Source organism: Salegentibacter sp., from assembly GCF_041642575.1.
GTDB lineage: Bacteria > Bacteroidota > Bacteroidia > Flavobacteriales > Flavobacteriaceae > Salegentibacter.
On record NZ_JBEPWD010000003.1, the window covers coordinates 1 to 25,763 of the forward strand.

Consider the following 25,763-nt stretch of genomic DNA (forward strand, 5'->3'; position numbering starts at 1 on the left):
ATGCTCTAGCGTACCTTTCACCGACTTAATTAAAAATTTTAACGACTTTTTTTGATTATCAGCTACTTATGCTGTAAGTTTACTCTTGTTGAGTTTGAGCGTAGCCGGAGGAGAAACTTTAACTTTTGTATTTTAAGTTGAGCTGGTTTATTCTACTACTTTTTACTTTAATTTTGTTATCGGGACCCCCAAGTCCCCGGTTATATAAAAGTATTACCCCTTTAACTTTTTTTGTGATTCCAAGGAATGTATTACATTACGCACGTCTATGAGGGTAAATTTTAAATATGGATTAATTTTTTCAGTCTTCCTGCTGCTCTTTTCCCTAGAGGTGTTCACACAAACCGGTCCTCCGGAACCTCAAGCGAAGAATGTAAAGAGCCATTCCGGCCCACCCTGTGCGCCTAAAGGCAACGGAAGCAATGGCTTTCCCAACCCACCACCACCGGGACTTTGTCTACCAATAGACGATTATATTCCTTACCTGCTGGTAGGCGGAATGCTTATAGGTCTTTATTATACCAGCAAAAAAGCAGCTAAGCCTGACGAAGTTCATTAAGGCGCTTCACGTATTTCCCAATCACATCAAATTCCAGGTTCACCCTGTCACCCTTTTTGAGATTTTTAAAGGTGGTATTTTCATAGGTATAAGGAATAATGGCCACGCTAAATTCATTTCTTTTGGAATTCACCACCGTTAAACTCACCCCGTTAACCGTAATAGAACCTTTTTCTATTGTGATATTTTGGAATTCGGGATCATATTCAAAGGTAAATTCCCAGCTACCTTCTTTTTCCAGTACATTTTTGCAAACTGCTGTCTGGTCTACATGGCCCTGTACGATATGTCCATCGAGGCGTGCGCCCAGTTTCATGCCGCGTTCCAGGTTAATGATATCACCAACTTTTAAATCGCCAAGATTTGATTTGTCAAGGGTTTCCTGAATAGCAGTTACCGTGTATTCTTTCCCGTGTATATTTACTACAGTAAGACAAACCCCGTTATGGGCCACACTTTGATCCACTTTTAACTCTGAAGCAATTTCAGCTTTAACATTTATATGAAGGTTGCCGTTTTCAGGCTTTAGCGCGGTGATTTCACCTGTTTCTTCAATGATTCCGGTAAACATGTTGTAGAATATTGGTTACATTTGTGATGTAAAAATAGAAATAAAAACCCGGGAAGTTTATGAAACACGCTGAAAAGGTAAAATTAGGAATTAGCATAGGAGACCTTAATGGTATTGGCGGCGAGATAGTCCTTAAAACCTTCGACGACTCCCGGATGCTTGATTTTTGCACTCCGGTTATTTTTGCCAATACCAAGATCCTGAATTTTTTTAAGAAACATTTCAAGCTCTCTTTGAATTTTCAGGGGATAGACGAGCCTTCCAATGCTATAGATGGTAAGATAAATGTATATAATGTCTGGAAGGAAAATGTAAATATCAACTTTGGCCAGGAAGATCCAAAGGTGGGAGAATATGCCTTTAAATCTCTTGAAGCTGCAACCGCAGCTCTTAAAGCCGGGGATATAGACGTGCTGGTGACGGCACCAATCAACAAACATTCTATACAGAGCGAAAAATTTAATTTCCCCGGTCATACCGATTATCTTGCGCAGGAATTGGAAGGAGAAAGTCTTATGTTTATGATAAGCGATGAACTTCGGGTTGGTCTTTTTACAGACCATGTGGCTCTTAAAGACATTGCCAATGTGATCACTCCTGAACTTATAAAGAAAAAAATAAGCTTAATTCAGAATAGCCTGAAACAGGATTTCAGGATCTCAAAGCCAAAAGTAGCCGTGCTTGGCATTAATCCGCATAGTGGAGACCAGGGGGTTATTGGGAAGGAAGATGAAGAAATAATGAAGCCTACCCTGGAGAAATTGCGAGAAAAGGGAGAACTTGTTTTCGGACCTTATTCTGCCGATAGTTTCTTCGGATCTAAAAACTATAAGAATTTTGATGCGGTGATAGCCTCGTACCATGACCAGGGACTTATTCCCTTTAAAACCCTTTCCTTCGGAAACGGGGTTAATTTTACCGCCGGTTTAAGCAAGGTTCGCACCTCACCAGATCACGGTACCGCCTTTGAAATTGCAGGGAAGAATGAGGCGAATATAAATTCGTTTAAAGAGGCTGTTTTCAAGGGAATTGAGATCTTTAAATTTCGCGAGGAATATGCTGAACTCACCAAAAATCCACTGCGGAAGCAACGCAAAAAGATATGAACAAAAATTTGTTTATAAATCATCGTTAATTTATTAATTTTTATATCTTTGCACCCGCCTTATCCTGAGGGAATAGGCACTCGAAACTGATGATGAAATGAGGAAACTAGCTGAATACACGATCCCCTATGTGGGATTAAAGCTGGGAGAACACCGGTTTGAGTACGAGATTGATAATACGTTCTTGGAACATTTTGGGTACGAAGAATTTAATGACGCCAAGCTTAAGGTAGACTTGTTGTTTGATAAGAAAACAACAATGATGGAGCTCACATTTAACCTTAGTGGAACTGTAAATGTGAACTGCGACCTTACCAACGAGCCTTATGACCAACCGGTTGAAGGGCAGTTGCTTCTGGTAATTAAATTCGGAAACGAGTATAACGATGATAATGAAGATCTGCTTATTTTGCCTCACGGAGAATATGAGGTTAATGTACAGCAGTATATTTATGAGCTTATCGTACTTTCTGTACCTTTAAAAAAAGTTCATCCGGGCGTTGAAGACGGAACGTTGAAATCTGAAGTACTTGACAAACTGGACGAGTTCAGCTTAACAGAAAAGAAGAAAGAAGAGGAACAAACAGATCCTCGATGGGATAAATTAAAAAACTTATTAAACGATAAATAATAGCAAGCCATGGCACATCCAAAGAGAAAAATCTCTAAAACCAGAAGAGATAAAAGAAGGACACATTATAAAGCTTCGGTACCTAAAATAGCTACCGATCCTACTACAGGCGAAGCACATTTGTACCACAGAGCACACTGGCACGAAGGTAAACTTTACTACCGTGGTCAGATTCTGATTGACAACACCGAAGAAGTTGAAGCTTAATATTTTAGAGCTTCCTTAATTATAGAAACTCTCACCATGTGGGAGTTTTTTGTTTTAAGTTGAATAAGTCCTAAAAAGACCTTAATTTGCACCCCCGTTAAAGTTATATTTATTACATTACTTTAGCGGTTTTTGCCCTAATTAGGGTAGGAAAGGTGTTTAATTTCAATGTGTATGAATAAAGTCACAGCTGCTATTACCGCTGTGGGCGCTTATGTGCCCGAAGATATTTTAACCAACAAAATGTTGGAGGAAATGGTCGATACCAATGATGAATGGATATTCTCCAGGACGGGTATTAAAGAACGACGCATCCTCAAAGACCCTGATAAAGGAACTTCCTACCTTGGTATCCAGGCCGCAAAAAATCTTATTGAAAAATCCAATCTTGACCCTGCAGAAATTGATGTGGTAATACTTGCTACAGCAACACCGGATATGCCGGTAGCTGCTTCAGCGGTGCATATCGCAAGCCAGATAGGAGCAGTTAACGCATTTGGATATGACCTGCAGGCTGCCTGTTCTGGATTTTTATATGGGATGTCTACGGCATCAGCTTATATTGAATCCGGCAGGTACAAAAAAGTCCTTGTGATTGGTGCCGATAAAATGTCTTCTATAATTGATTATACTGACAGGACAACCTGCATTATATTTGGGGACGGAGCAGGAGCAGTATTGATGGAACCTAATGACGAAGGTTTCGGGCTTCAGGATGAGATTCTTAGAAGTGATTCTATTGGTCGCTTATCCCTGAATGTTGAAGCCGGGGGATCTGTAATGCCTCCTAATGAACAAACCGTTGCCAGAAAACTTCATTTTGTGAGACAGGATGGAAAAACCGTTTTTAAATTCGCGGTTTCAAATATGTCAGGAGTTAGTGAGCAGATCATGAAACGAAACCATCTCACCAATGCCGATGTAGACTGGTTAGTGGCCCATCAGGCTAATAAACGTATTGTTGGAGCAACTGCCAGCCGTATGAACCTGGAAGATGGAAAAGTTCTTATGAATATAGAGCGCTATGGAAATACAACTTCGGCAACTTTGCCGCTGTTGCTTAGCGATTACGAGAAAAATTTTAAAAAAGGAGATAATATTATTTTCGCTTCATTTGGAGGAGGTTTCACCTGGGGAGCCACTTTCCTGAAATGGGCTTATAATTCTTAAAAACCAACACCCTATCATTATGGATTTAAAAGAAATTCAGAATTTAATCAAGTTTGTAGCCAAGTCTGGCGCCAGTGAGGTGAAACTAGAAACGGGCGATGTGAAGATCACCATCAAAACAGGCTCAGACGAAAAGGAAACAACATTTGTTCAGCAAGTGCCTATGGGCAATCAAATGCAGCAACAGATGCCGGTTCAACAACAGTCTCCGGCGCCTGCACAGCAGAATGTTCCTGCACCTGCAGCCGAAGAGAAAAAGTCTTCAGATGAAGATAATTCAAATTATATCACCATTAAGTCACCTATTATTGGAACTTTCTATCGTAAACCTTCGCCGGATAAAGCAACTTTCGTAGAAATTGGCGATTCGATTAAGGAAGGTGATGTACTTTGTGTTATTGAAGCTATGAAACTCTTCAATGAAATTGAGAGTGAAGTTTCAGGAAAAATAGTGAAAGTACTTGTTGACGATGCTTCTCCCGTAGAGTTCGATCAACCGTTATTTTTAGTAGATCCATCATAAATTACTGCCCATTCAGGTTAAGGGAGTTTTCCCCTGGGTCAAAAAAACAATAGGTATGTTTAAAAAAATATTAATTGCCAACAGGGGCGAAATTGCACTGCGCATTCTTCGTACCTGTAAAGAAATGGGGATTAAAACCGTTGCGGTATATTCTACTGCCGATGCGGAAAGTCTTCACGTAAGGTTTGCCGACGAGGCCGTATGTATTGGCCCTCCGCCAAGTAACCTTTCTTATCTTAAGATCTCCAATATTATAGCCGCTGCCGAAATCACCAATGCAGACGCAATACACCCGGGTTACGGATTTCTTTCTGAAAACGCTAAGTTCTCCAAGATCTGTGAAGAACACGACATAAAATTCATCGGTGCTTCAGCAGAAATGATCGGTAAAATGGGAGATAAGGCGACTGCTAAAGCTACCATGAAAGCTGCCGGTGTTCCTTGCGTTCCCGGATCAGAAGGTATTCTGGAGGACTATGAAGATTGTCTAGAAAAGGCAAAAGAAATCGGTTTCCCTGTTATGCTAAAAGCTACTGCCGGTGGTGGAGGTAAAGGGATGCGCGCCGTTTGGAAAGAAGAAGATCTGCAAAACGCCTGGGATTCTGCTCGTCAGGAAGCCGGAGCTGCCTTCGGAAATGATGGGATGTATATGGAAAAGCTCATAGAAGAGCCTCGCCATATCGAGATCCAGATCGTGGGAGACAGCAGCGGAAAAGCTTGTCATCTTTCTGAAAGAGATTGTTCAGTACAGCGTCGTCACCAGAAATTAACCGAAGAAACCCCTTCTCCATTCATGACCGATAGTCTTCGGAAAAAAATGGGAGAAGCGGCAGTTAAAGCTGCTGAATATATAAAATATGAAGGAGCGGGAACCATTGAATTTTTAGTAGATAAACACCGCAACTTTTACTTTATGGAGATGAATACCCGTATTCAGGTAGAGCATCCAATAACCGAGCAAGTAATCGATTACGATCTTATCAGGGAACAAATCCTGGTAGCTTCGGGAGTGCCGATTTCGGGGAAGAATTATTTCCCACAGCTGCACTCAATAGAATGTCGTATCAATGCTGAAGATCCATACAACGGCTTCAGGCCTTCTCCCGGGAAGATCACCAATCTACATGCGCCGGGTGGCCATGGAGTTCGAATTGATACTCATGTTTACAGCGGATATGTGATCCCGCCAAATTATGATTCTATGATCGCCAAGCTTATCACTACTGCCCAAACCAGGGAAGAAGCGATTAGCAAGATGAAAAGGGCACTTGATGAGTTTGTGATTGAAGGCATTAAAACCACAATTCCATTCCACAGGCAACTCATGGATCACCCTGATTATATTGAAGGAAATTACACGACCAAATTCATGGAAGATTTCAAAATGAAACCCATGGAGGAAGTTGAGTAAGCATATTTTTTAATAAATTAAAAACCCCGCAGTTTTTGAGCTGTGGGGTTTTTTTATACCCGTTTATCCGAAACTTTCTGTATTTTCAATGAAAATTAACCAACAATGAATTTTTCTTACTGGGAAACCAAAACCTGGTTTTCTAATATTGATTATTGCATTATAGGAAGTGGAATTACCGGTCTCAATTGCGCCCTCGATCTAAAAAAACGATTTCCCAATTCCCGGGTGCTTATTCTTGAACGCGGAATTTTACCAAATGGAGCCAGCACAAAGAACGCCGGTTTTGCCTGTTTCGGGAGCATGTCTGAAATTCTTGATGATCTTAAAACACATACAGAAGACGAAGTTGTTGAGTTGGTTAAAAAACGCGTCGAAGGCCTTAAACTTTTGAGGCAGACTATAGGGGACACCCGAATTGGGTTCAGGGAATATGGAGGCTACGAACTTTTTACTTCGGAAGATGGAAATTTATTCGAGGAATGTCTTTCGGAAATACCGCGTATTAATGCCTTGCTGAAACCGGTTTTTGGCAAAGAAGTTTTTAGCAAAGAAAAGGATGACTTTAATTTCAGGAATATTCAAAAGAATTTAATTTTTAACCGGTTTGAAGGGCAGTTGAATACTGGAAAAATGATGGATGCCCTTTTATTTAAAGCTCAATCTGCCGGGATCAGAATTCTGAATAATATTAGTGTTGAAGAATTCTCAGAAGCAGGGGATTCAGTAAAAATAAATACTGATAAGCTGGAGTTTTCAGTGAAGAAATTGCTCATCGCCACTAACGGCTTTGCTTCAAAGCTCGGAATCGAAGAAGTAAAACCTGCCCGGGCCCAGGTGCTCATCACTAAACCTATAAAAGATCTGGAGATTAAAGGTACTTTTCATCTGGATAAAGGCTATTATTATTTCAGAAATATTGACGACAGAATCCTATTGGGCGGTGGAAGAAACCTCGACTTTAAAACCGAAGAAACCACTGAAATAACTCAAACCAGTCTTATTCAAAATCGACTGGAAGAAATACTTAAAACCACCATTTTGCCCGAAACCCAATTTGAAATAGACCATCGCTGGAGTGGAATTATGGGAGTAGGAAAACAGAAAAAACCGATCGTAAAGCAGCTTTCAGAAAATATTTATTGTGGAGTTCGGCTTGGAGGAATGGGAGTGGCCATAGGTAGTCTTGTTGGTAAAGAACTTTCAGAACTTATAAAATGATTGAAAAGATCTTCAGGTTTGTCTGGAAATTAATCGCTGGTCTTATCCTGATTTCGATGCTTTTGGTTGTGCTTCTGAATTGGTTGCCGGTTGCATTTACTCCGCTTATGGGGATTCGCTACCTGGAAAATCCGGAGGAGCATATTCGGCATACGTGGGTGCCCAGGGAGGAGATTTCTTTGCCTCTTCAGCTTGCGGTGGTTGCAAGTGAAGATCAGAGTTTTGTCAATCATAATGGTTTCGATTTTAAAGCCATTGAAAAGGCAATAGAAGGAAATCAGGAAGGTAAACGGGTACGTGGCGCCAGCACAATTTCCCAGCAAACTGCAAAAAATGTATTTCTTTGGCCTGGCCGAAACTGGATTAGGAAAGGTTTAGAGGTTTACTTTACTTTTTTAATCGAGACTTTTTGGAGTAAGGAACGCATTTTGGAAGTATATCTCAACAGCATTGAAATGGGGCCGGGCATTTATGGAGCTGAGGCTGCTGCGCGATATTGGTTTAATAAACCTGCCTCAGAGCTAACGACTTTTGAAGCAGCTGCTATTGCGGCAATTTTACCCAATCCCCGACAGTTTAAGGCAAATCCTGCCTCAAACTATATTGAAGGCCGAAAAAGCTGGATAGTTAGACAAATGAAGAATTACGGGGAATTCAGTTTTGAAAAAGAGAAGAATGAGCGAGTTGAAAACTAAATTGATAGAAGAGGCAACTTCATATGTAGAGGAACGTTTAAAGCGTATCCATACCGCCATAGATGATCTGCAGACCGCATTAAAACTGGAGACAAAATGTTCAATGGGCGATAAGTATGAAACCGGCCGGGCAATGTTGCATTTGGAATTCGAAAAGCTGTCGGGGCAGCTGGAACAATACAGCAAGCTCAAAAAAACAATAAATTCGATACCGCCTATTTCACAGAAAAAAGCCGGCTTCGGAAGCATCGTAAAATCCAGTGCAGCAAATTATTTTATCGCTATTCCGGCTGGAGAATTAAAGCTTAATTCAGAAAAATTCTATGCTGTGGGGACCAATTCTCCGGTGGCACTTGCCATGAAAGATAAAAAAGCAGGAGAAGATTTTACGCTAAACGGTCAAACCCATAAGATTCTTAGTGTAGAATAGCTATTGGCGGGTAGCGATTAATTTGGGAGATATTTTAATTCCCACTTTGGCACCTTCTTTTAACTTCGATGGATTTTCAATGAAGATCTCCTGTCCGTTTAGGTTGGTTTTTATCAAATAATGTGGCCCCCGGAAAAAATTCTCTATTACCTCTACTTTTATTTCTGAATTCTTAGAAAAACTTATCTCATGCGGATAAACCAGGATTTTCTTCCGGCTCTTTTCTTCTAAAATTAAGTTTTTAAGCATGATCTCGTTTATTTCACCAAAAAGAGAAGCCACATATTTGTTCGGAGGGTTTTGGTAAAGTTGTTCGGGAGTGCCTTCAGCGTGAATTTTTGCATTTTTAAGTACAATGGTTTTATCTGCAAAGGAAAGTGCATCTGTGCTGTCGTGCGTTGCTACTATGCAGGTGATGTTTTTTTCTGAGAGATAGGAAAACAGCTGACGTCTCAGATTGTTTTTTCTGAAATGGTCGATATGGCTAAAGGGTTCATCGAGTAAAAGCAATTCGGGTTCATTTGCCAGTGCCCGGGCCAGGGCGACCCGTTGTTGCTGGCCACCGCTAAGGTGCTTTGCCTTTTCATTCGCAAGCTCGGTCATTTCTACCACCTCCATTAATTCCTCAACCCGCTTTTTCTTCTTTCGCGGATACATATTGCTAAGGTGTTTGCCAATATTTTCGGCAACAGTTAAAGGAGGCATCAGATCAAAATCCTGGGCCAGATATTTTATAAATGGTTCTCCCGGAACTATATTAAATTTGGGGCCCAGCAATTCCTCATCATTCCAAAAGATCTTTCCCTCGGTGTGCAGAAGGCCGTAGATGAGTTTAAGCAGCGTGCTTTTCCCGCAGCCGCTTTCTCCAATCACGGAAAGGTTCTCACCTTTTTCGAGGCTGAAACCCACGTTCTTTAAAATTGGCTTTTCCAGGTAAGAGAAGGAAACATTCTTTAATTTCAGCATAACATCTTAAATTCCTGTTTAGGAAATTATAAATAGAGTTCACCTGCAAGAGGATTTTACTATCTTTTCCCAAGGTAAAACTAAATAACCTGATAGAGTTTTCAGTAGAAAAATATGGAAAAAATCATTGTTTATGACCTTAATCAAACCTTATACGAAAAATCCTCCAAGGATGAATTTTTTAAGTTTGTTTGTTATAAAAAGGGCTATAAACTAATCAATCTTTTTCAAATTGCCTGGATTCAATTTCTTGGAGAACTGCAACTGGTGAGTAAAACCCATTTTAAAGAAAATTTCTACAATTACCTGGATCATCTTCCGCCGGAGAAGGTGAAGAAGTATGCCAAACAATTCTGGGATGTGGAATATCCAGAACATTTCAGAGAAGAGATGATTAATCGCATTAAAAAAAGTGCTGAAAAGGGAATTACGGTCTACATAATCACCGGTGGATTTGAGGTTTATACGAAATATCTGGAAGAACTTCTGCCAGTAAAAGTTTTGGGAACCCTTACCGAATATAAGGATGAAGATTATAGGATAATAGGAAAAACCTGCAATGATGAGGAAAAGGTAAGAAGGTTAAAAGAGGAGGTTGCCGGCGACTATAGACTGCTGGAAACTTATTCCGATGATGATGAAGATATTCTCCATCACGCTGAAAAAGGTTTTCTGCTAAAGGATGGCAAACTGGAACTAGTGGAAAATAAAAACCGCCGGCAGGATTAGTGCCGACGGGTTAGCCAACTTAATTTTTCAATTAGCTTTTATTGTTATCAAGCTTATTGGGCAAAGTTTCAAAGCCCATATTATAAAGGGTAAACCCAAAAATATCTGCGTACTCTTTGATGATCATTTTAGTCGGTTTACCGGCACCGTGACCAGCTTTAGTCTCGATTCTTATTAACGCAGGATTACTCCCGGTTTGTTTGTCCTGTAATTCGGCTGCGAACTTAAAGGAATGTGCTGGTACTACCCGGTCATCATGATCTCCTGTTGTAATCATTGTTGCCGGATATTCAACCCCTTCTTTTAAATTGTGTACAGGAGAATATGCATAAAGGTATTTGAACATTTCTTCACTGTCTTCAGCAGTTCCGTAATCGTAAGCCCAACCTGCACCGGCAGTAAAGGTGTGGTAGCGCAGCATGTCCATAACTCCTACAGCTGGTAAGGCTACCTTCATCAGTTCAGGTCTCTGAGTCATCGTGGCACCTACCAGGAGTCCGCCATTCGATCCACCCCTAATAGCCAGGTAGTCGCTGGAAGTGTAATTTTCTTCGATTAGGTATTCAGCAGCGGCTATAAAATCGTCAAAAACGTTTTGTTTTTTCAATTTAATACCGGCATTATGCCATTCTTTTCCGTATTCGCCACCTCCACGAAGGTTTGGTACGGCATAAACGCCACCCTGTTCAAGCCAAACCGCGTTTGCAGTGCTGAAGGAAGGCGTAAGGCTCACGTTGAAGCCTCCGTATCCATACAGCATAGTTGGATTTTTACCATCCAGCTCAAGGCCTTTTTTGTAGGTAATGATCATAGGCACTTTTGTACCATCTTTAGAATTAAAGAAAACCTGCTTGCTTTCAAAATCTATGGGATTGAACTTAATTGCGGGCTTGTTGTAAACCTCAGAGGTGCCCTCTTCTATATCCAATTTATAAATGGTCCCCGGCGTTACGTAATTGGTGAAGGAATAGTAAAGTTCTTTCTCTTCCTTTTTGGCGCTAAATCCTCCCGCCGATCCTATCCCAGGAAGTTCAATCTCTCTTACCAAATTACCGTTATAATCGTATTGTTTTACCTGTGAAATGGCATCTACCATATAGTTGGCAAAAATATAGCCCCCTGCCGTTGACGGACTCAACACAAACTGAGTCTCGGGAATAAGATCCTCCCAGTTCTCAGGACTTGGATTAGCGGCGTCTACGGTTACAATGCGATTGTTAGGCGCATCCATATTAGTTACGATAATTAGCTTCTCACCGTCGTTGTCCAGTACGTTGGTGTCAGTATCCTCATGGTCTAAAATAGTAACCAATTCAGGATCTTCCTGCTGAAGATCCATCATAAAGAGTTTTCCTCCTGACGTTGAATTTCTTGCTGAAATGAACAAGTAGCGGTTATCTTCCGAAACACCTCCACCTACATAACGATGCTTTTGTTCTTCTGAATCTCCAAAAATTACTTTGTCTTCACTTTGAGGAGTGCCCAGTTTATGATAATATAATCTATGCTGATCTGTTTTTGCTGAAAGCTCGCTGCCTTCCGGCTTTTCGTAACTGGAATAATAGAAGCCGTCGTTTTCTTTCCAGGAGATTCCGCTGAATTTTACATCCTTAATGGTGTCTTCTACGATCTCTTTGGTTTCGGCATCTATCACGATGATTTTTCTCCAATCGCTTCCACCTTCAGAAATGGCATAAGCCGCTTTTTTTCCGTCATCAGAAAAACTTAGTCCGGCCAGGGAAGTGGTCCCGTCTTCGCTGAATTTGTTTGGATCTAGAAAGACTTCAGCCTCATCATTTTTACCTTTTTTACGGTAAACAACATACTGATTTTGCAGTCCGTCGTTTTTTGAGAAATAGAAATAATCGCCTTCCTTTCGGGGAGCGCCTATTTTTTCATAATTCCAGATCTCGGTTAGCCTTTCTTCCAGGTCTTTCCTGAAAGGGATCTTTTCCAGGTAGCCGAATGTTACTTCATTCTGGGCTTTTACCCAGGCTTCTGTTTCTTCGCTGCGGTCATCTTCCAGCCAGCGATAAGGGTCTTTAACTTCGGTGCCAAAATAATTGGTTACCGTATCTACTTTCTTTGTTTCCGGGTACTTCAAATTGGTAGGAGTTTGGGCTTGAGAATCTATGCAGGAGGCCAGGATGGCAAGTGCAAAAATTCTTGAGAATGTTTTTTTCATATTATACTATTAAAGAGAATGATACCCAAAAGTAATTAATTTTCAAATGTATAAGTATAAAGAGGTTAAAATATAAAGGCCGCATCTAGAAATTGCGGCCTTTATAAAGTAAAAGATTAAGTTTTAATGTTCGTGGTCGTCCTCATCTTCGTCGTGCTCTTCTTCAATATGTATTTCAAAAAAAGCCTGTGACTCATTTCCTGCAGCATCGGTTACAAATACGCCAAAATGATAGGGTCCTTCACTAATATGTTCTCCTTTGATTTCAGAGGGTACAGGGATATGTTGAAGAGCTTCAAAGTTGGTATTCCCCGGCTCTATAGTAAAAACTTCACTATAGCTCCATGGGTTGTCGTTGTGCTCTTCATTTTTAGTACTTGCGTGGGTATGGTCATCAAATGCATTATGAATTTCCACTTTATATGAGGCAAGCTCTACATCGTCTGTAAAAAGAGCTTCAAAATGAATTTCTCCTCCGGGAGCAATTTCTTCTTCATCATGAGGTTCCATTATGGAAATTTCCGGAGCTTCTGTATCTACCACGTTATCATCGTCACTACAAGAGGTGAATAATAAAGAGGCGGTAATACTAAATAAATAAATTAATCTGGTTTTCATTTTTGTAAGTATTTGATAAATAAATGTATAATTCTAATAATTTTTAATGCGGATAATTTAAACTTAAGGGTGGGCCTCGAAGCTGAAAATTAAAATCTGGTTGATGTACGTAATTTTCCAGACAGCAAAATTTTGTAGCAGTTTCTGAGGTGAAATGTCTGGCTGCTTCATTAAAGTTTTCTATTCCCAGGATAAGGGGTGAAAATCCGTTTAAATGATAAGTGCAGGAATGGTATTCAAAGTCGTTTAAATCGTTAAAAGCAAATTCACCACTTTTGTAAACTTTATGTTCTACCAGGAAATAGTGCATACCGCTCGCGACCTGTGGAAACAGGAATACTGCAAGTGAAAAAATGGCGATATGTGCTTTAAATTTTTGCATTAATTAATAGGGACCTTTACCATTAATTGGATGTTTCGTCCCATTTCAGGAATTTCCAGGGCCCGGTAAAAATTGGTATGATTAAAATATTTAGTATTGAAGATATTGGTGGCCTGTAAGTTTAGAGTTGCTTTAAAATCTCCTATTTCAAGATTGGTTCTTAACCCACCGCCAAAAATTTGGTAACCTGGGGTAATCTCTTCATTTTGTGCAATCCTGTCCTGCTCGAAAGCAAAGGCGGTATTGGCAAATACCTCGGTATCTTTAAAGGTGTTTGATTTTTTCAGAAAATCGTAACCAAGCTCAAAGAATCCATTTATGGGCGGGGTAAAAGGTAAAGGGAAATTACGCGAGCGATTTGCGGTAATCTGCCGGTTGTATAAATACTCGAAAGTAAACTGGGTGTGCCATCTTTCAGCAAAAACCTTATTAACATCGAATTCTATTCCGGTTAGTAAAGCTTCACTCTGGGTAAACTGATAAATTTGCCCGGCGTGTGGTAAAATCGAAAACTGCCCGCTGGGATTCAGAAAAATATAGTTTTCAAAATAATATAGATAAGGACTCATAGAAGCCTTAAAGGAATTTTTTCGGTAATTAAGCTTGGTATCGAAAACATAGCCTTTTTCGGCATCCAGATTTGGATCTCCACGCTCGTGGCGGAAAGAGCCATGGTGAATACCATTAGCACCCAATTCTATAGCCGTAGGTAGTCTAAAACTAGTACCGGTATTTACAGAAAAGTCCCAATTCTTGTGAAAATTGAAAAGTGCCCCCGCCATGAGGTTTAAGTTGGTAAAGTCTCTTTCCGTTTCTGTACTTCTGGTAGCATAGTCGTTTGCCGTAGCTTTAGTACTTCCATTTCTAATTAAATAACGGTATAAATTATCATCATAAAAACCTTCAATTTCAATCTTACTAAAATCTAATCTCGCGCCTGCGTTTAGATTGATGTTTTTAGAAGCCTGATAGGAATGTGTAGCATAAACTCCCTGATTAATCCTGGAATATTCAGGAAGCAAAAAGTTGAACCCGTTTATAGAATTATCCTGGAGTTGAGTTTGTGCTCCAATAGCTGTTGTGTGATTTTCATTAAAGTCTTTACTGAATTTCACCTGGGCATCATAGGTGTTGAGGTCAAAATTTAATTCCAGGTCTGGATTAACTTCCGGGGCTACCTGTCCCGTATAATGTGTATGGAAACGGCTCCATTCCTGGCGGTGGTTATTCTGGAAACCTAAGATAACTTCCAGACTGGAGTCGTGAAAAAACCATTCATTTTTATTAATGAATTTCAAATGGTTTACCCGCTGAAACGGATAATCTATATTTCTCTGGTCACCGTCGTCCTGCACCCTGTTTGTAGATGGAATACCGTGAGCGCCTGGAAAAAATCCAGATTTAAAATAAATATTACTAACGCTAAGAGTTCCCTTATAATGTTCTCCCAGGTAACCTACCTGCCCATATAAATCCACTTCTTTCCCTGCGGTATTTTTGAGCCTTTCATTAAAAATTGGAACATTGCGGTTTAGGTATACAATATTATTTGTAGGTACCGAATAATCCCCAAATTCGCTCCCGGTAGCTTTAATTTTATAGAAAAACCGGTTATTTCTTAAAGAAAGATTAGTTGAAGCAGCTAAGGTGTTATTTACGCTTTTGGTAAGGCCAATTACTTCGCCGGTAAAGCCTTCCTCAGGCACTCGGTCATTGATGATTTTTATAACTCCACCAATGGCATCGCTACCGTGTTCTATGGCGCCAACGCCTTTGACAATTTCAATATCTTCTACAGAGAAAGCATCTATTTCCAGCCCGTGATCTGCACCCCATTGCTGGCCTTCCTGTTTAATGCCGTTTTCGGTAACCACTACACGATTAAACCCAAGTCCGCGAATAATAGGTTTTGATGCACCTGCACCAATTTCTGTAGCATTAACACCGGGAAGCCTTTCCAGCGTGGTGGCCAGGGAGCCAGAAAATTGTTCCTGAAGATATTCCTTGTTAACCTTTTCTATGTTTTCTGAAGATCTTCTGCGCGCACTTCCATTAAGCAAGATTGCTTCCAGTGCAGCGGTATCTTCCTGTAACTTAAAATTAACCACAGTATCTTCAGCCAGCGAGATTACAGTATCTAAAGTTTTAAAACCAATATATGAAACGCTAATGCGATGCTCACCTTCCTTCAGATTACCAACGTGATAATTTCCATTTTCCCCGGCTAAGACAAATCTGTTGTTTATATGAACATGAGCGCCATCAAGGGCTAGATTCTGCTCATCTACAACCTTCCCTTCCAGACTTAATTGCTGGGAGAAAATATTCATAGGAAAAATGGTAAAAAGCAATAAAACAAATAGGAATTGTTTCATAGAGAAAATACTGTGATTAATTAAAAAAGTTAAATCAGTTAAAATCAGCTTTTTTAAAAAAAAGCGAGATTTCTGAATATATTTCTTTAGCTAATCACCGCAGGAGGTGCCCTAAGGGAAAATAGTCTGTTGGGAAAAAGGTTTACAGTTTCTGCCAGAGAAATTGCATATACTGTTTCCTTTTGAGGTGTGTGAATTTTGTAAGTAAAGATTGAAGGAGCATCTGTATTAGCAATGTGGAAATCGCATAAATCACAATCTATAGATGCTTTTGTAAATTCTACACTTAAAGCATTGTCACTTTCAGAACTTACTTCATGATCAAACGCATGCAATGCCGGAAGGAGGCTTGCTAACAATATCACTATAGATAGAATAGTGCTAATATGTGCGCTTATTTTTTTCATGGTTTGCAAAATTAGGAAACCGGCTCGTAATAACAAGCCGGTTTCTGCCTTTTTAACAATGTATGTTTTTTAAACCAATTTGTGTGTAATTAAGTATTCAGCAATTTGTACTGTATTTGTAGCAGCACCTTTTCTAAGGTTGTCGGCCACCACCCACATGTTTAAACTTTTTGGCTGGGAATAGTCCCTGCGGATTCTCCCCACAAAAACATCGTCTTTGCCTTCAGCATAAATAGGCATCGGGTATGTGTTGGTATCAGGATTGTCCTGCACGGTTACCCCGGGAAACTGACTCAGGATTTTTCGAACCTCGGCTTCATCAAATTCATTTTCAAATTCAACATTCACCGATTCTGAATGCCCGCCAACGACAGGAATTCTAATGGCCGTTGCACTTACCGAAACCGAATCGTCTCCCAGGATCTTTTTGGTTTCTTTGGTGAGCTTCATTTCCTCTTTAGTGTAGCCGTTTTCCTGGAACACGTCACAATGTGGTAAGGCGTTTTTATGAATAGGATAAGGATAGGCCATTTCTCCTTTTTCGCCTTTATATTCATTCTCCAGTTGTTCCACAGCTTTTACGCCGGTTCCGGTAATAGACTGGTAGGTAGAAACAATTACCCGCTTGATCTTGAAAGCATCGTGCAATGGTTTTAAGGCCATTAATAACTGAATGGTGGAGCAGTTCGGGTTGGCGATAATCTTGTCTTCTGAAGTTAATTCGGAAGCATTAATCTCTGGGATCACCAATTTCTTGGAAGGATCCATTCTCCAGGCCGAAGAATTGTCTACTACCGTCGTACCGTTTTCGGCAAATTTGGGTGCCCATTCCAGGGAAGTATCTCCTCCGGCCGAAAACAAAGCGATATCGGGCTTAATATCTACGGCTTCCTGAAGCCCAATCACTTCATATTCTTTTCCCTGGAAATTGATCTTTTTCCCCACAGATCGCTCTGAGGCAACCGGATATAATTCGGTTACCGGGAAATTTCTCTCTGCTAAAACCTGTAACATTACCTGGCCCACCATTCCGGTAGCGCCCACCACTGCTATTCTCATAATCTAAAAATTTAGTCATTTCCGCAAAGGCAGAAATCTTTATTTTATTACTCCCGCACTTCAGCTACGCTCAGCATAAACTCAGGCTGGAAACTTTGTTATATTAGTCATTTCCGTGAAGAAGGAAATCCATTTAACGTTCTTAAAAACCAGCCGCAAATTTATTATACCGGGCTTAACTTACCCAGTTTCAGGACTTAAAATTGAAAAGAATTATAGTTTTTGCACTAATTGTTGATTTTCGTTAAAAAAAGACCTCACAGTTTCCTGTGAGGTTTAGTTAAATTACGCTTACATTAAATGAGCAGTATAGCGGTGCTCGTATTTTTAACTCCTTATGGAGTTTTGTTCTGCTTTTTAAGTTCGTCCCTAATCTCCGTTAGCAACTCTTCCTGGCTTGGGCCTTTGGGTTCCACCAGTTTTGGTGCTTCTTTTTCCTTTTTTGTTCTTTCATAAGCACGTAGCACCAAAAATATGAAAAAAGCAACAATTATAAAGTGAATAATGGCATCGATTAGATTTCCATAGGTTAAAATCGCAGCTTCTGCTTCTAGTGCTGCTTCCAGGCTTTCATAATCCTGCCCATCCAGCGAGATAAATTTCTGGGTGAAATCTGTGCCTCCGGTTATTAAACCAATAATAGGCATGATGACATCGGCCACAACCGAAGCAACAATCTTGTTAAAGGCAGCCCCGATGACTACTGCTGTAGCCAGGGCTATAATATCGCCTTTCAGCATAAAAGCTTTAAAATCTTTAATAAAACTCATGATAATTTGGATTGAATTAGTTAGAATTCAGCCAATTTACACAAAATTTAAAAACGATTTATTCTAATAAAATCACTGATTAATTACTCGTTTCACCCGTTGGGAAATTCCGGTAATGAGTTCGTAAGAAATTGTCCCACCATCACCAGCGAATTTGGTAACGTGTTGGGGGCCGCCAAAAATAATTACTTCATCTCCTTCTTTGCAGTTAATATCAGTCACGTCTATCATAATGATATCCATACAAACATTTCCCACGATGGGTGCGTATTCCCCGTTTACAAAAACACCGGCTTTTCCGTGGCCGTAGATGCGCTTAATACCATCGGCGTGACCAATAGGTATAGTGGCTGTTCTGCTTGGTTTTTTAGCCTCAAAAGCGCGGCTGTAACCTACAGTATCGCCTTCTTTCAAATCCTGAATTTGAGAAATAATGGTTTTAAGAGTACCTATTGGTTTAAGCCTGGCGTTAACAGCCGGATCATTAGCGAAACCGTATAAACCCAAACCGCTGCGAACCATGTCAAAACCTGCTTCGGGATAATTAAAAATTGCAGAAGTATTACAGATATGAAACATAGGTCTGTAATCCAGGTGATCTAAAAGATCCTCTGCGAATTTCTGAAAACGGGTAATTTGGTATAAACAAAATTCCCGTTCCTTCCAGTCTTCACTTGCGGCGAGGTGAGAGAAAGCCGAAACAACTTTTACGGCCTTTGTTCCTTCTAATTTTTCATGGATCTTATGAAAGTTTTTTTCAGTAAACCCCAGCCGATTCATCCCAGTATTGAACTTAAGGTGAATAGGATAACCTTCCTGTTGAAGTCTTTCCGCGATCTCAATAAATTCTGCCAGCACCTTTTCACTATATAAATTTGGTTCCAGGCAGTTATCGATAAGGGATTCAAAATTGACCGGTTGCGGATGAAGTATGAGAATGGGTTTTGTAATCCCCGCTTCCCGAAGCCTTATTCCTTCAGAAGTATATGCTACTGCAAAATAATCGGTACCAAGGTCCTCCAGCTTTTTGGCGATCTCTACTGAATCATTTCCATAGGCATAAGCCTTGATCACCGACATGAATTTAACTTCAGGAGCAATCTTAGACCTGAGGTATCGGTAATTATGAGCTAAAGCCCCAAGGTCTATTTCCAGTTGCGTTTGGTGGGCTTTAGGCATTCTTTTTCTTCAGGTTGGGGTTCAATTCTTCAGCTTGTTTCACCTCCAGTTTTTTTATTCTTTCATTGAGCATGGCCTTGTAGTATGCAGCTCTGCTTAAAGGCTCGTATTCTTCGGTTTCACCGAGAAAAACAAGGTCATCATTAACGGCCTTTCGGTAGCTAAACTGGGCTAGATTTCCAGTTCGGGTGCAAACAGCATGGACTTTGGTCACATATTCGGCGGTAGCCATTAAAAAAGGCATGGGACCAAATGGATTTCCTTTAAAATCCATATCCAGTCCGGCTACGATAACTCTAATTCCACGGTTAGCGAGATCGTTACATACACTCACAATCTCATCGTCAAAAAATTGGGCCTCATCTATCCCAACCACGTCGCATCCATCGGCCAGAATGGGAATATTTGATGCTGATGGTACCGGCGTTGAGCGGATCTCATTGGCATCGTGGGAGACTACCATCTCCTCGTCGTAGCGCTTGTCTATGGCGGGTTTGAAGATCTCAACTTTCTGCCGGGCAAACTGTGCCCGCTTGAGTCGGCGAATTAATTCTTCGGTCTTTCCGGAGAACATACTGCCGCAAATAACCTCAATCCAGCCAAATTGCTCTTCGTGATTTACTGTATTTTCGAGAAACATTTTGTAATTTTCAAATCGAAATGGGAATCAGCCCTTTTCGATAAAGGTGGAACAAATTTATTAAAAATACAAGCCATTGCTGGATGCTAATTTCTAAAGTTATTAAACCCGGGATGGGCATCTTTTTTGTGAGATTTCGTTGTAAAGCTATAAAGCTTTAAATTATGGGTTCTTAAAAATTACTTCTGAAAAATTGGATGAAAATGAAAAACAGACTTAAAAAGGAAATAGTAAAGCTCGCTGAAGATATAATTTCTGAAGAGGAGAATCTGGATACCAAAGCACTGAAACTAAAAGCAGCAAGCCTTTATGAGCAGCTTTCAATATTGCATTTTACCGAGCAGAACCTAAATGCTTTTGAAGCTCCCGAAGCGACAGAAACACTGAAAATAGAAAAACCGGAGCCAAAAGAATCCTCGGTGAGAACGGAAAATGATTATGCTCCTGATGGGACTGAATACCGCGAGGATGCCGATGCGATTACAGAGCCTAATACAGAAAAAATAAAGGATATCGTAGCACAAATGCCCCCTGAAACCGGAAAGGTAGACGAGCTTTTTGGCCCTTGGGAAAGCACTGCTCAACCACCTGCAAAAAAGCAGTCTGAGCAGAATCAGGCTCCAGTGCAAAAGCCAGATCCCATTCCAAAAAATGAAGATCCTGGATCACAAAAGGATTTTCGGGATATTGGAGTAGATTATGATAACCTCCCCAATTTTGAACCTCTTAATGCAAAACAAAAGGAGAACAAACCGAAATCTGTTAATGACCGACTGAAAAAAGGAATCAATATTGGGCTTAATGAAAGGCTGTCATTTATAAAAAACCTCTTTGACGGTAATACTACCGATTACAACCGGGTGCTTTCCCAGTTGAACACCATTGACGATCCCAATGAAGCAAAAAAATTCATAGAGAAAATCGTGAAACCAGATTATAATCATTGGGAAGGAAAAGAAGTATATGAAGAGCGATTTCTGGAAAAGATCGAAAACAAATACAGGCAGTAAGCATAGGCATCTATGGGAAAACTTTATTTGGTGCCTACCCCAATAGGTAACCTGGAGGATATCACCTTCAGGGCGGTTCGTATTTTGAAAGAGGTTGACCTAATCCTTGCTGAAGACACCCGGAATAGCGGCAAACTCCTGAAACACTACGAGATCAAAACCCACATGCAAAGCCATCATATGCATAATGAGCACAAGACGGTTGAAGGAATTGTGCAACGAATAAAAAATGGTGAAACTATTGCTTTGATCAGTGATGCAGGTACTCCGGCCATTTCAGATCCTGGTTTTTTATTAACCCGTGCATGTGTAGAGGCCGGCGTTGAGGTAGACTGCCTGCCGGGAGCTACAGCATTTGTTCCGGCATTGGTGAACAGCGGTTTTCCCAACGATAAATTTATCTTCGAAGGTTTTCTTCCGGTGAAAAAAGGCAGACAAACAAGGCTGAAACTGCTGGCTGAAGAATCCAGAACAATGATCTTTTATGAATCCCCGCATAAACTGCTGAAAACCCTTCAGCATTTTGTAGAATATTTTGGGGATGACCGGCCTGTCTCGGTTTCCAGGGAGATTACCAAGCTTCATGAAGAGACAGTTCGCGGCACGGCTTCAGAAGTACTTCAGCATTATACACAAAAGCCGCCCAAGGGCGAAATAGTGATCATAGTTGGGGGAAAACCATAAACTTTTTTATTCAGCATAGAATTTGGGGGAAATATTTTAAATTGCTCTTGCCTGCAGAAATTAGGTCCTTTCCCAAAACTTTGACTCACATTGTTATTTTTGCATAAATTTTTTAACATATGCGCTGGACGCTTAAACCTAAACCCGATCCTGAAACCGTTTCTCTTCTTTCCCTGCAATTGGGGGTGGATAAACCAATAGCATCGCTTCTGGTGCAAAGGGGTATAGACACGTTTGAAGAAGCAAAAAAGTTTTTTCGGCCCAGCCTGGACGATTTGCACGATCCCTATTTAATGAAGGACATGGATCTTGCTGTAAACCGCATTGAAAAAGCCATTGCAGCAGGGGAAAATATTATGGTTTACGGCGATTACGACGTGGATGGGACTACCAGTGTAGCGTTGATGTCTTCGTATCTTAAAACTCTCACGTCCAATGTTGCCAATTATATTCCAGACAGGTATGGCGAGGGCTATGGAATTTCCTACCAGGGGATAGATTTCGCGGCAGATAACGATATTTCCCTGATCATCGCCCTGGATTGTGGTATCAAAGCAATAGATAAAGTAGCATATGCTGCGGAAAAGGGGGTTGATTTCATCATCTGTGATCACCACCGTCCCGGTGCTGAAATACCTAAAGCCGTTGCAGTTTTAGATCCGAAGAGAGAAGATTGCGAATATCCTTATAAAGAATTATGCGGTTGCGGGGTGGGATTTAAATTAATTCAGGCATTGTCTTCAGAACGGGGAGATCCTATAGATGTTTTATTGCCTTATCTCGATCTTGTAGCCACGGCCATTGGAGCAGATATAGTTCCTATTACCGGAGAAAACCGGGTGCTGGCTTATCACGGGTTAAGGGTGATAAATATTGCGCCCAGAATCGGATTCAAGTCAATTTTAGACCAGGTAAAAAAGAAAAAGATCAGTATCAGCGATGTGGTCTTTATCCTTGCCCCACGGATTAACGCCGCCGGAAGAATGAAACACGGATTGCACGCTGTGAACCTTCTTACTGAAGAAGATGAAGCTACCGCACTGGAATTCGCTGCAGAAATAGAAAAATTTAACTCCGACAGGAAAGATGCCGACAGGACGATTACCATAGAAGCGCTTGCCCAGATTGAAGAATTAAAAGAGCAGGAGCGCTATACCACGGTGGTATATGATGAAAACTGGCATAAAGGGGTGATAGGAATTGTAGCCTCCAGGCTAACAGAAACCTACTACCGTCCCACGCTAGTCTTTACTAAAAGCGGAGAGAAACTGGCGGCATCGGCGCGTTCGGTGAAAGGATTTGATGTTTATAATGCGCTGGAAGCCTGCCAGGATCATATTGAACAGTTTGGCGGGCATAAATATGCAGCGGGCCTTACCCTGGAAACTTCAGAATATGAAAACTTTAAACACAAGTTTGAGGAAGTGGTTTCAGATAGTATCGAGAAACACCTGCTAACTCCTGAAATTAGTATAGATGCCGAATTGCAATTAAGCGACATCACTCCTAAATTCTACCGGATCCTGAAACAATTCGCTCCCTATGGGCCGGGGAATATGAGTCCTGTGTTTATGAGCAGAGACCTTATCGATACCGGTTACGGGAAATGTGTTGGGGCCGAAGATGCACATTTGAAATGCTCGGTAACTCAATTACCGTCAGGACCAACTTTTGATGTGATTGGCTTTAACCTTGGGGAAAAAGTTGAGCTGATCAAAGACCGAAAGAAATTTAAAGCGGTGTATAGCCTGGATGAAAATGAATGGAACGGGAACGTGTCGCTTCAGTTAAAGCTGCGTGACATTGCGGAAGATTAAGCGTCTAGTTTCTTTAAAGACACTGTATTCCCATCAAATTCAGCATAGGTATAATGCGAGATCCAGTCTCCGGTGTTGATATACCTGGAGTTTTCATTAAGCTGAATATCGAGGGGCAAATGCCGGTGCCCAAACAGGAAAAAATCATAATGTTTCTCCTCAAGCTTTCTGCGGCAATACTGGATAAGCCATTCCTTATCTTCACCTAAAAACTGCTGGTCTTCTACTCCTGAAATCATTTTGTTTTTTACTGAAAAATACTGGGCCAGAGGAATACCTAAATCGGGATGAAGCCAACGGTAAAGCCATTTTGAAAACGGATTGGTAAATACCTTTTTCATCCGTTTATAGCCGTGGTCACCCGGCCCTAGGCCATCGCCGTGTCCAACCAGGAATGTTTTATTGTTGAATTCAAATTCTTGTGGTTTGTGGTAAACGGGAATATTCAATTCTTCCTCAAAATAATCTTTCATCCACAAATCGTGATTTCCAACGAAGAAATAAACAGGAATACCGCTGTCTTTTATTTCTGCAAGTTTTCCTAAAACCCTTACAAATCCTTTGGGAACCGCGTGTTTGTATTCAAACCAAAAATCAAAAAGATCGCCTAATAGAAAGATTGCTGCCGCATCTTCTTTTATCTCATCTAACCATTTTACAAATCGTACTTCCCGCGGTTTGCTTTCAGAAGCAGTGGGTGCACCTAAGTGATTATCGCTTGAAAAATAGATTTTTTTACCCTGCGGGATGGTCATAGGTTATTATTCTAAGCTGTAAATATAAATATTTTAGCAGAAGACCTTAATCCCTCCCTCTCAACTGACTTCGTAAATTTAGAATTCCTTTCGGAAGGGAGTGGGAATTTACTGGAAGGCCTGGTCGCTTGCATACCACTCGGCAAAACTGGATTCGGTTTCCTGTAGTTTTAAGGAATGCAACTGAATATGTCCGGGCAGGCGGTTTTTGATCTTTTCAGCGAAGTCTATCACCATATTTTCGCTGGTGGGTTGGTAATCAACCAGGATCACGTGATGATCGCGGTTGCTGAGTTCCTGTGCCAGCTCAATATGCGGAGTGTTTTTATTAAAAACCGTGGCATGATCGAATTTATCTACGATCTCAGACTTAACGATCTTCTTTAGATCACCAAAATCTATCACCATTCCGAATTTCACATCGTTCTTATCAGAAATTGGCTCTCCAATTACAGTTACATTGAGTTTATAGCTGTGACCGTGCACGTTGCGGCATTTTCCATCGTATCCATACAGGGCGTGACCGGTTTCAAAATTGAATTGCTTTGTAATACGTATCTTACTCATAAAAGTAAATTTTGGGCAAAGATACAGGATTTTTAACGCCTGAATTTAATGCTGAAATAAAACTGTTTCCGAAGTATATTTGCTAAATTTTTGTTCCGATGGAAAAGACTAACACCGAACTTTTTGAACAATTAGAATTCAGGGAAAACCCGTATTACGAGGAGATAATAGCCGATTTGGTAGAGAAGCAATATTGCATCGCCGATAATTTTTTTGATACTGAAGAGGTGGCCGCCTTACGCGATTCCCTGAAACAAAAATACAGGGAAGATGAATTTAAAAAGGCTGCTATTGGGAATAAAGTCAACGAAGTGATAGCTAAATCGGTGCGGGGAGATTTTATCCTCTGGCTCAACGAAGCCGAAGCCGGCCCTGCGGAGAAATATTTTTTTGATAAGATTAATTCTCTTGTAGCTTATCTCAACAAAACCTGCTTTCTCGGAATTCTGACCAAAGAATTTCATTATGCGCTGTATCCAAAAGGGACATTTTATAAACGCCACCTGGACACTTTTCAAAACGATGGTAGGCGAAAACTTTCATTGGTTTGTTATTTGAACGATGAAGACTGGAAACCGGAAAATGGTGGAGAACTGGTAATTTATACCGAGGAAAACGGAAAGGAAATCGCAAAAAGCATTTACCCATTCCCGGGCAGGGTGGTGATCTTTGAGAGCCAGGTGCTGGAACATGAGGTGAAACCGGTGAATACAACCAGGCTTAGTATTACAGGTTGGTTAAAAACGCGCTAAATTATTTTTTATATCTGCTGTAAATCACTACAACAATTAGAACTACAGCAAGAATCAGCCAGAAGCCCATTCCGCTTAGAAAACTAAATATTTCCCAGGTATCTTCGCTCATTAGTTGTTTCTATGTTTTTCCTGACGTTTTCTCCAGTTTATGCGAGCATAGAAGAAAATACCAAGGATCAAGAGGATAGCAATTAAGTAAAGCCAGTTATCGGCGATAAATTCCCAGAGGGTAAATCCCCATTCTTCTTCACGGTTAGCCGGCCGGTCTTTTGGCAGATGTTCCTGAAATAGGCTCATAGTCTTCAATTTTTATTAATATAATGAATATTCAGGGATATCTG

General features: G+C 40.6%; 29 protein-coding genes. 15 read left to right on the forward strand and 14 right to left on the reverse strand.

Features of this window, described 5'->3' with window-relative positions; genetic code table 11:
- Positions 1-268 precede the first annotated feature (268 nt).
- Entirely contained in the window at positions 269-559 is a 291-nt protein-coding gene (locus ACESK1_RS01300; RefSeq protein ID WP_372917127.1) for a hypothetical protein, read from the forward strand.
- On the opposite strand, the gene ACESK1_RS01305 is transcribed toward ACESK1_RS01300, so the two are convergent.
- Positions 537-1,130, reverse strand: coding sequence for a riboflavin synthase (locus tag ACESK1_RS01305; protein WP_372917129.1), 594 nt, complete (start codon positions 1,128-1,130; stop codon positions 537-539). The genes ACESK1_RS01300 and ACESK1_RS01305 overlap by 23 nt on opposite strands.
- A gap of 59 nt (positions 1,131-1,189) precedes the next feature.
- On the opposite strand from ACESK1_RS01305, the gene pdxA reads away from it, so the two are divergent.
- From pdxA to ACESK1_RS01350, 9 genes are all read left to right on the forward strand, one after another.
- A complete protein-coding gene (gene pdxA, locus ACESK1_RS01310) occupies positions 1,190-2,236 on the forward strand; it encodes a 4-hydroxythreonine-4-phosphate dehydrogenase PdxA (protein WP_372917131.1) in 1,047 nt (348 codons plus the stop codon).
- 97 nt (positions 2,237-2,333) lie between these two features.
- Positions 2,334-2,867, forward strand: coding sequence for a DUF177 domain-containing protein (locus ACESK1_RS01315; protein ID WP_372917133.1), 534 nt, complete (start codon positions 2,334-2,336; stop codon positions 2,865-2,867).
- Positions 2,868-2,876: 9 nt separating this feature from the next.
- On the forward strand, positions 2,877-3,074 hold the full coding sequence (gene rpmF, locus ACESK1_RS01320) for a 50S ribosomal protein L32 (protein ID WP_093409370.1): 198 nt from the start codon (positions 2,877-2,879) through the stop codon (positions 3,072-3,074).
- Positions 3,075-3,248: 174 nt separating this feature from the next.
- Entirely contained in the window at positions 3,249-4,244 is a 996-nt protein-coding gene (locus ACESK1_RS01325) for a beta-ketoacyl-ACP synthase III (protein WP_372917135.1), read from the forward strand.
- A gap of 19 nt (positions 4,245-4,263) precedes the next feature.
- The gene (gene accB / locus ACESK1_RS01330) at positions 4,264-4,767 is read left to right on the forward strand and encodes an acetyl-CoA carboxylase biotin carboxyl carrier protein (RefSeq protein ID WP_372917137.1); all 504 of its coding nucleotides are present in this window, start codon (positions 4,264-4,266) and stop codon (positions 4,765-4,767) included.
- Between the two features lie 55 nt (positions 4,768-4,822).
- Positions 4,823-6,178: an acetyl-CoA carboxylase biotin carboxylase subunit gene (gene accC, locus ACESK1_RS01335; RefSeq protein ID WP_372917139.1), complete on the forward strand. Its 1,356-nt coding sequence runs from the start codon at positions 4,823-4,825 to the stop codon at positions 6,176-6,178.
- Positions 6,179-6,283: 105 nt separating this feature from the next.
- Positions 6,284-7,399 (forward strand): NAD(P)/FAD-dependent oxidoreductase, encoded by a 1,116-nt coding sequence (locus ACESK1_RS01340; RefSeq protein ID WP_372917141.1) that lies wholly within the window; start codon positions 6,284-6,286, stop codon positions 7,397-7,399.
- Positions 7,396-8,094: a monofunctional biosynthetic peptidoglycan transglycosylase gene (gene mtgA / locus ACESK1_RS01345; protein ID WP_372917143.1), complete on the forward strand. Its 699-nt coding sequence runs from the start codon at positions 7,396-7,398 to the stop codon at positions 8,092-8,094. The genes ACESK1_RS01340 and mtgA overlap by 4 nt, the downstream gene beginning before the upstream one ends.
- Positions 8,075-8,524, forward strand: coding sequence for a transcription elongation factor (locus tag ACESK1_RS01350; RefSeq protein ID WP_372917145.1), 450 nt, complete (start codon positions 8,075-8,077; stop codon positions 8,522-8,524). Before mtgA ends, ACESK1_RS01350 begins: the two co-directional genes overlap by 20 nt.
- Here the strand turns inward: ACESK1_RS01350 and ACESK1_RS01355 are convergent, their stop codons facing one another.
- Positions 8,525-9,490 (reverse strand): ABC transporter ATP-binding protein, encoded by a 966-nt coding sequence (locus ACESK1_RS01355; protein WP_372917147.1) that lies wholly within the window; start codon positions 9,488-9,490, stop codon positions 8,525-8,527.
- 114 nt (positions 9,491-9,604) lie between these two features.
- Here ACESK1_RS01355 and ACESK1_RS01360 point away from each other — a divergent pair, with 114 nt between their 5' ends.
- Positions 9,605-10,219: an HAD family hydrolase gene (locus ACESK1_RS01360; RefSeq protein ID WP_372917149.1), complete on the forward strand. Its 615-nt coding sequence runs from the start codon at positions 9,605-9,607 to the stop codon at positions 10,217-10,219.
- Positions 10,220-10,250: 31 nt separating this feature from the next.
- On the opposite strand, the gene ACESK1_RS01365 is transcribed toward ACESK1_RS01360, so the two are convergent.
- The 9 genes from ACESK1_RS01365 to ACESK1_RS01405 form a co-directional block, all read right to left on the reverse strand.
- Positions 10,251-12,404 (reverse strand): prolyl oligopeptidase family protein, encoded by a 2,154-nt coding sequence (locus ACESK1_RS01365; protein WP_372917151.1) that lies wholly within the window; start codon positions 12,402-12,404, stop codon positions 10,251-10,253.
- A gap of 123 nt (positions 12,405-12,527) precedes the next feature.
- Positions 12,528-13,022: a DUF4625 domain-containing protein gene (locus ACESK1_RS01370; RefSeq protein ID WP_372917153.1), complete on the reverse strand. Its 495-nt coding sequence runs from the start codon at positions 13,020-13,022 to the stop codon at positions 12,528-12,530.
- A 43-nt stretch (positions 13,023-13,065) separates the two neighbouring features.
- On the reverse strand, positions 13,066-13,404 hold the full coding sequence (locus tag ACESK1_RS01375) for a hypothetical protein (protein ID WP_372917155.1): 339 nt from the start codon (positions 13,402-13,404) through the stop codon (positions 13,066-13,068).
- Positions 13,404-15,779 (reverse strand): TonB-dependent receptor, encoded by a 2,376-nt coding sequence (locus ACESK1_RS01380; protein ID WP_372917157.1) that lies wholly within the window; start codon positions 15,777-15,779, stop codon positions 13,404-13,406. Before ACESK1_RS01380 ends, ACESK1_RS01375 begins: the two co-directional genes overlap by 1 nt.
- Positions 15,780-15,865: 86 nt before the next feature.
- Positions 15,866-16,186, reverse strand: a complete 321-nt coding sequence (locus ACESK1_RS01385; RefSeq protein WP_372917159.1) for a hypothetical protein — start codon at positions 16,184-16,186, stop codon at positions 15,866-15,868.
- Positions 16,187-16,255: 69 nt separating this feature from the next.
- Positions 16,256-17,245 carry an aspartate-semialdehyde dehydrogenase gene (locus tag ACESK1_RS01390; RefSeq protein WP_372917161.1) on the reverse strand — a complete coding sequence of 330 codons (990 nt, stop codon included), beginning with the start codon at positions 17,243-17,245 and terminating at the stop codon, positions 16,256-16,258.
- 335 nt (positions 17,246-17,580) lie between these two features.
- A complete protein-coding gene (mscL, locus tag ACESK1_RS01395; RefSeq protein WP_372917163.1) occupies positions 17,581-18,015 on the reverse strand; it encodes a large-conductance mechanosensitive channel protein MscL in 435 nt (144 codons plus the stop codon).
- A 72-nt stretch (positions 18,016-18,087) separates the two neighbouring features.
- Entirely contained in the window at positions 18,088-19,194 is a 1,107-nt protein-coding gene (gene alr, locus ACESK1_RS01400; protein WP_372917165.1) for an alanine racemase, read from the reverse strand.
- Positions 19,187-19,834, reverse strand: coding sequence for a thymidine kinase (locus ACESK1_RS01405; RefSeq protein ID WP_372917167.1), 648 nt, complete (start codon positions 19,832-19,834; stop codon positions 19,187-19,189). Before ACESK1_RS01405 ends, alr begins: the two co-directional genes overlap by 8 nt.
- 203 nt (positions 19,835-20,037) lie before the next feature.
- Between ACESK1_RS01405 and ACESK1_RS01410 the strand changes: the two genes are divergently transcribed.
- From ACESK1_RS01410 to recJ, 3 genes are all read left to right on the forward strand, one after another.
- Positions 20,038-20,844 carry a hypothetical protein gene (locus ACESK1_RS01410; protein WP_372917169.1) on the forward strand — a complete coding sequence of 269 codons (807 nt, stop codon included), beginning with the start codon at positions 20,038-20,040 and terminating at the stop codon, positions 20,842-20,844.
- 12 nt (positions 20,845-20,856) lie between these two features.
- Positions 20,857-21,528 carry a 16S rRNA (cytidine(1402)-2'-O)-methyltransferase gene (gene rsmI / locus ACESK1_RS01415; protein ID WP_372917171.1) on the forward strand — a complete coding sequence of 224 codons (672 nt, stop codon included), beginning with the start codon at positions 20,857-20,859 and terminating at the stop codon, positions 21,526-21,528.
- 119 nt (positions 21,529-21,647) lie between these two features.
- Positions 21,648-23,345 (forward strand): single-stranded-DNA-specific exonuclease RecJ, encoded by a 1,698-nt coding sequence (gene recJ / locus ACESK1_RS01420; RefSeq protein WP_372917173.1) that lies wholly within the window; start codon positions 21,648-21,650, stop codon positions 23,343-23,345.
- On the opposite strand, the gene ACESK1_RS01425 is transcribed toward recJ, so the two are convergent.
- Both ACESK1_RS01425 and ACESK1_RS01430 read right to left on the reverse strand, forming a co-directional pair.
- Positions 23,342-24,100: a UDP-2,3-diacylglucosamine diphosphatase gene (locus tag ACESK1_RS01425; protein ID WP_372917175.1), complete on the reverse strand. Its 759-nt coding sequence runs from the start codon at positions 24,098-24,100 to the stop codon at positions 23,342-23,344. The two genes, recJ and ACESK1_RS01425, sit on opposite strands and share 4 nt — an antisense overlap.
- A 108-nt stretch (positions 24,101-24,208) precedes the next feature.
- Positions 24,209-24,667 (reverse strand): 6-pyruvoyl tetrahydropterin synthase family protein, encoded by a 459-nt coding sequence (locus ACESK1_RS01430; RefSeq protein ID WP_372917177.1) that lies wholly within the window; start codon positions 24,665-24,667, stop codon positions 24,209-24,211.
- Between the two features lie 98 nt (positions 24,668-24,765).
- Between ACESK1_RS01430 and ACESK1_RS01435 the strand changes: the two genes are divergently transcribed.
- Positions 24,766-25,419 carry a 2OG-Fe(II) oxygenase gene (locus tag ACESK1_RS01435; RefSeq protein WP_372917179.1) on the forward strand — a complete coding sequence of 218 codons (654 nt, stop codon included), beginning with the start codon at positions 24,766-24,768 and terminating at the stop codon, positions 25,417-25,419.
- Positions 25,420-25,530: 111 nt separating this feature from the next.
- On the opposite strand, the gene ACESK1_RS01440 is transcribed toward ACESK1_RS01435, so the two are convergent.
- On the reverse strand, positions 25,531-25,719 hold the full coding sequence (locus ACESK1_RS01440) for a hypothetical protein (protein WP_372917181.1): 189 nt from the start codon (positions 25,717-25,719) through the stop codon (positions 25,531-25,533).
- Positions 25,720-25,763: the final 44 nt, after the last annotated feature.

Coding starts and splice junctions, on each gene's coding strand:
- ACESK1_RS01300 (WP_372917127.1), top strand. CDS start 269: ATGAGGGTAAATTTTAAATATGGATTAATTTTTTCAGTCTTCCTGCTG.
- ACESK1_RS01305 (WP_372917129.1), bottom strand. CDS start 1,130: ATGTTTACCGGAATCATTGAAGAAACAGGTGAAATCACCGCGCTAAAG.
- pdxA (WP_372917131.1), top strand. CDS start 1,190: ATGAAACACGCTGAAAAGGTAAAATTAGGAATTAGCATAGGAGACCTT.
- ACESK1_RS01315 (WP_372917133.1), top strand. CDS start 2,334: ATGAGGAAACTAGCTGAATACACGATCCCCTATGTGGGATTAAAGCTG.
- rpmF (WP_093409370.1), top strand. CDS start 2,877: ATGGCACATCCAAAGAGAAAAATCTCTAAAACCAGAAGAGATAAAAGA.
- ACESK1_RS01325 (WP_372917135.1), top strand. CDS start 3,249: ATGAATAAAGTCACAGCTGCTATTACCGCTGTGGGCGCTTATGTGCCC.
- accB (WP_372917137.1), top strand. CDS start 4,264: ATGGATTTAAAAGAAATTCAGAATTTAATCAAGTTTGTAGCCAAGTCT.
- accC (WP_372917139.1), top strand. CDS start 4,823: ATGTTTAAAAAAATATTAATTGCCAACAGGGGCGAAATTGCACTGCGC.
- ACESK1_RS01340 (WP_372917141.1), top strand. CDS start 6,284: ATGAATTTTTCTTACTGGGAAACCAAAACCTGGTTTTCTAATATTGAT.
- mtgA (WP_372917143.1), top strand. CDS start 7,396: ATGATTGAAAAGATCTTCAGGTTTGTCTGGAAATTAATCGCTGGTCTT.
- ACESK1_RS01350 (WP_372917145.1), top strand. CDS start 8,075: ATGAGCGAGTTGAAAACTAAATTGATAGAAGAGGCAACTTCATATGTA.
- ACESK1_RS01355 (WP_372917147.1), bottom strand. CDS start 9,490: ATGCTGAAATTAAAGAATGTTTCCTTCTCTTACCTGGAAAAGCCAATT.
- ACESK1_RS01360 (WP_372917149.1), top strand. CDS start 9,605: ATGGAAAAAATCATTGTTTATGACCTTAATCAAACCTTATACGAAAAA.
- ACESK1_RS01365 (WP_372917151.1), bottom strand. CDS start 12,404: ATGAAAAAAACATTCTCAAGAATTTTTGCACTTGCCATCCTGGCCTCC.
- ACESK1_RS01370 (WP_372917153.1), bottom strand. CDS start 13,022: ATGAAAACCAGATTAATTTATTTATTTAGTATTACCGCCTCTTTATTA.
- ACESK1_RS01375 (WP_372917155.1), bottom strand. CDS start 13,404: ATGCAAAAATTTAAAGCACATATCGCCATTTTTTCACTTGCAGTATTC.
- ACESK1_RS01380 (WP_372917157.1), bottom strand. CDS start 15,779: ATGAAACAATTCCTATTTGTTTTATTGCTTTTTACCATTTTTCCTATG.
- ACESK1_RS01385 (WP_372917159.1), bottom strand. CDS start 16,186: ATGAAAAAAATAAGCGCACATATTAGCACTATTCTATCTATAGTGATA.
- ACESK1_RS01390 (WP_372917161.1), bottom strand. CDS start 17,245: ATGAGAATAGCAGTGGTGGGCGCTACCGGAATGGTGGGCCAGGTAATG.
- mscL (WP_372917163.1), bottom strand. CDS start 18,015: ATGAGTTTTATTAAAGATTTTAAAGCTTTTATGCTGAAAGGCGATATT.
- alr (WP_372917165.1), bottom strand. CDS start 19,194: ATGCCTAAAGCCCACCAAACGCAACTGGAAATAGACCTTGGGGCTTTA.
- ACESK1_RS01405 (WP_372917167.1), bottom strand. CDS start 19,834: ATGTTTCTCGAAAATACAGTAAATCACGAAGAGCAATTTGGCTGGATT.
- ACESK1_RS01410 (WP_372917169.1), top strand. CDS start 20,038: ATGAAAAACAGACTTAAAAAGGAAATAGTAAAGCTCGCTGAAGATATA.
- rsmI (WP_372917171.1), top strand. CDS start 20,857: ATGGGAAAACTTTATTTGGTGCCTACCCCAATAGGTAACCTGGAGGAT.
- recJ (WP_372917173.1), top strand. CDS start 21,648: ATGCGCTGGACGCTTAAACCTAAACCCGATCCTGAAACCGTTTCTCTT.
- ACESK1_RS01425 (WP_372917175.1), bottom strand. CDS start 24,100: ATGACCATCCCGCAGGGTAAAAAAATCTATTTTTCAAGCGATAATCAC.
- ACESK1_RS01430 (WP_372917177.1), bottom strand. CDS start 24,667: ATGAGTAAGATACGTATTACAAAGCAATTCAATTTTGAAACCGGTCAC.
- ACESK1_RS01435 (WP_372917179.1), top strand. CDS start 24,766: ATGGAAAAGACTAACACCGAACTTTTTGAACAATTAGAATTCAGGGAA.
- ACESK1_RS01440 (WP_372917181.1), bottom strand. CDS start 25,719: ATGAGCCTATTTCAGGAACATCTGCCAAAAGACCGGCCGGCTAACCGT.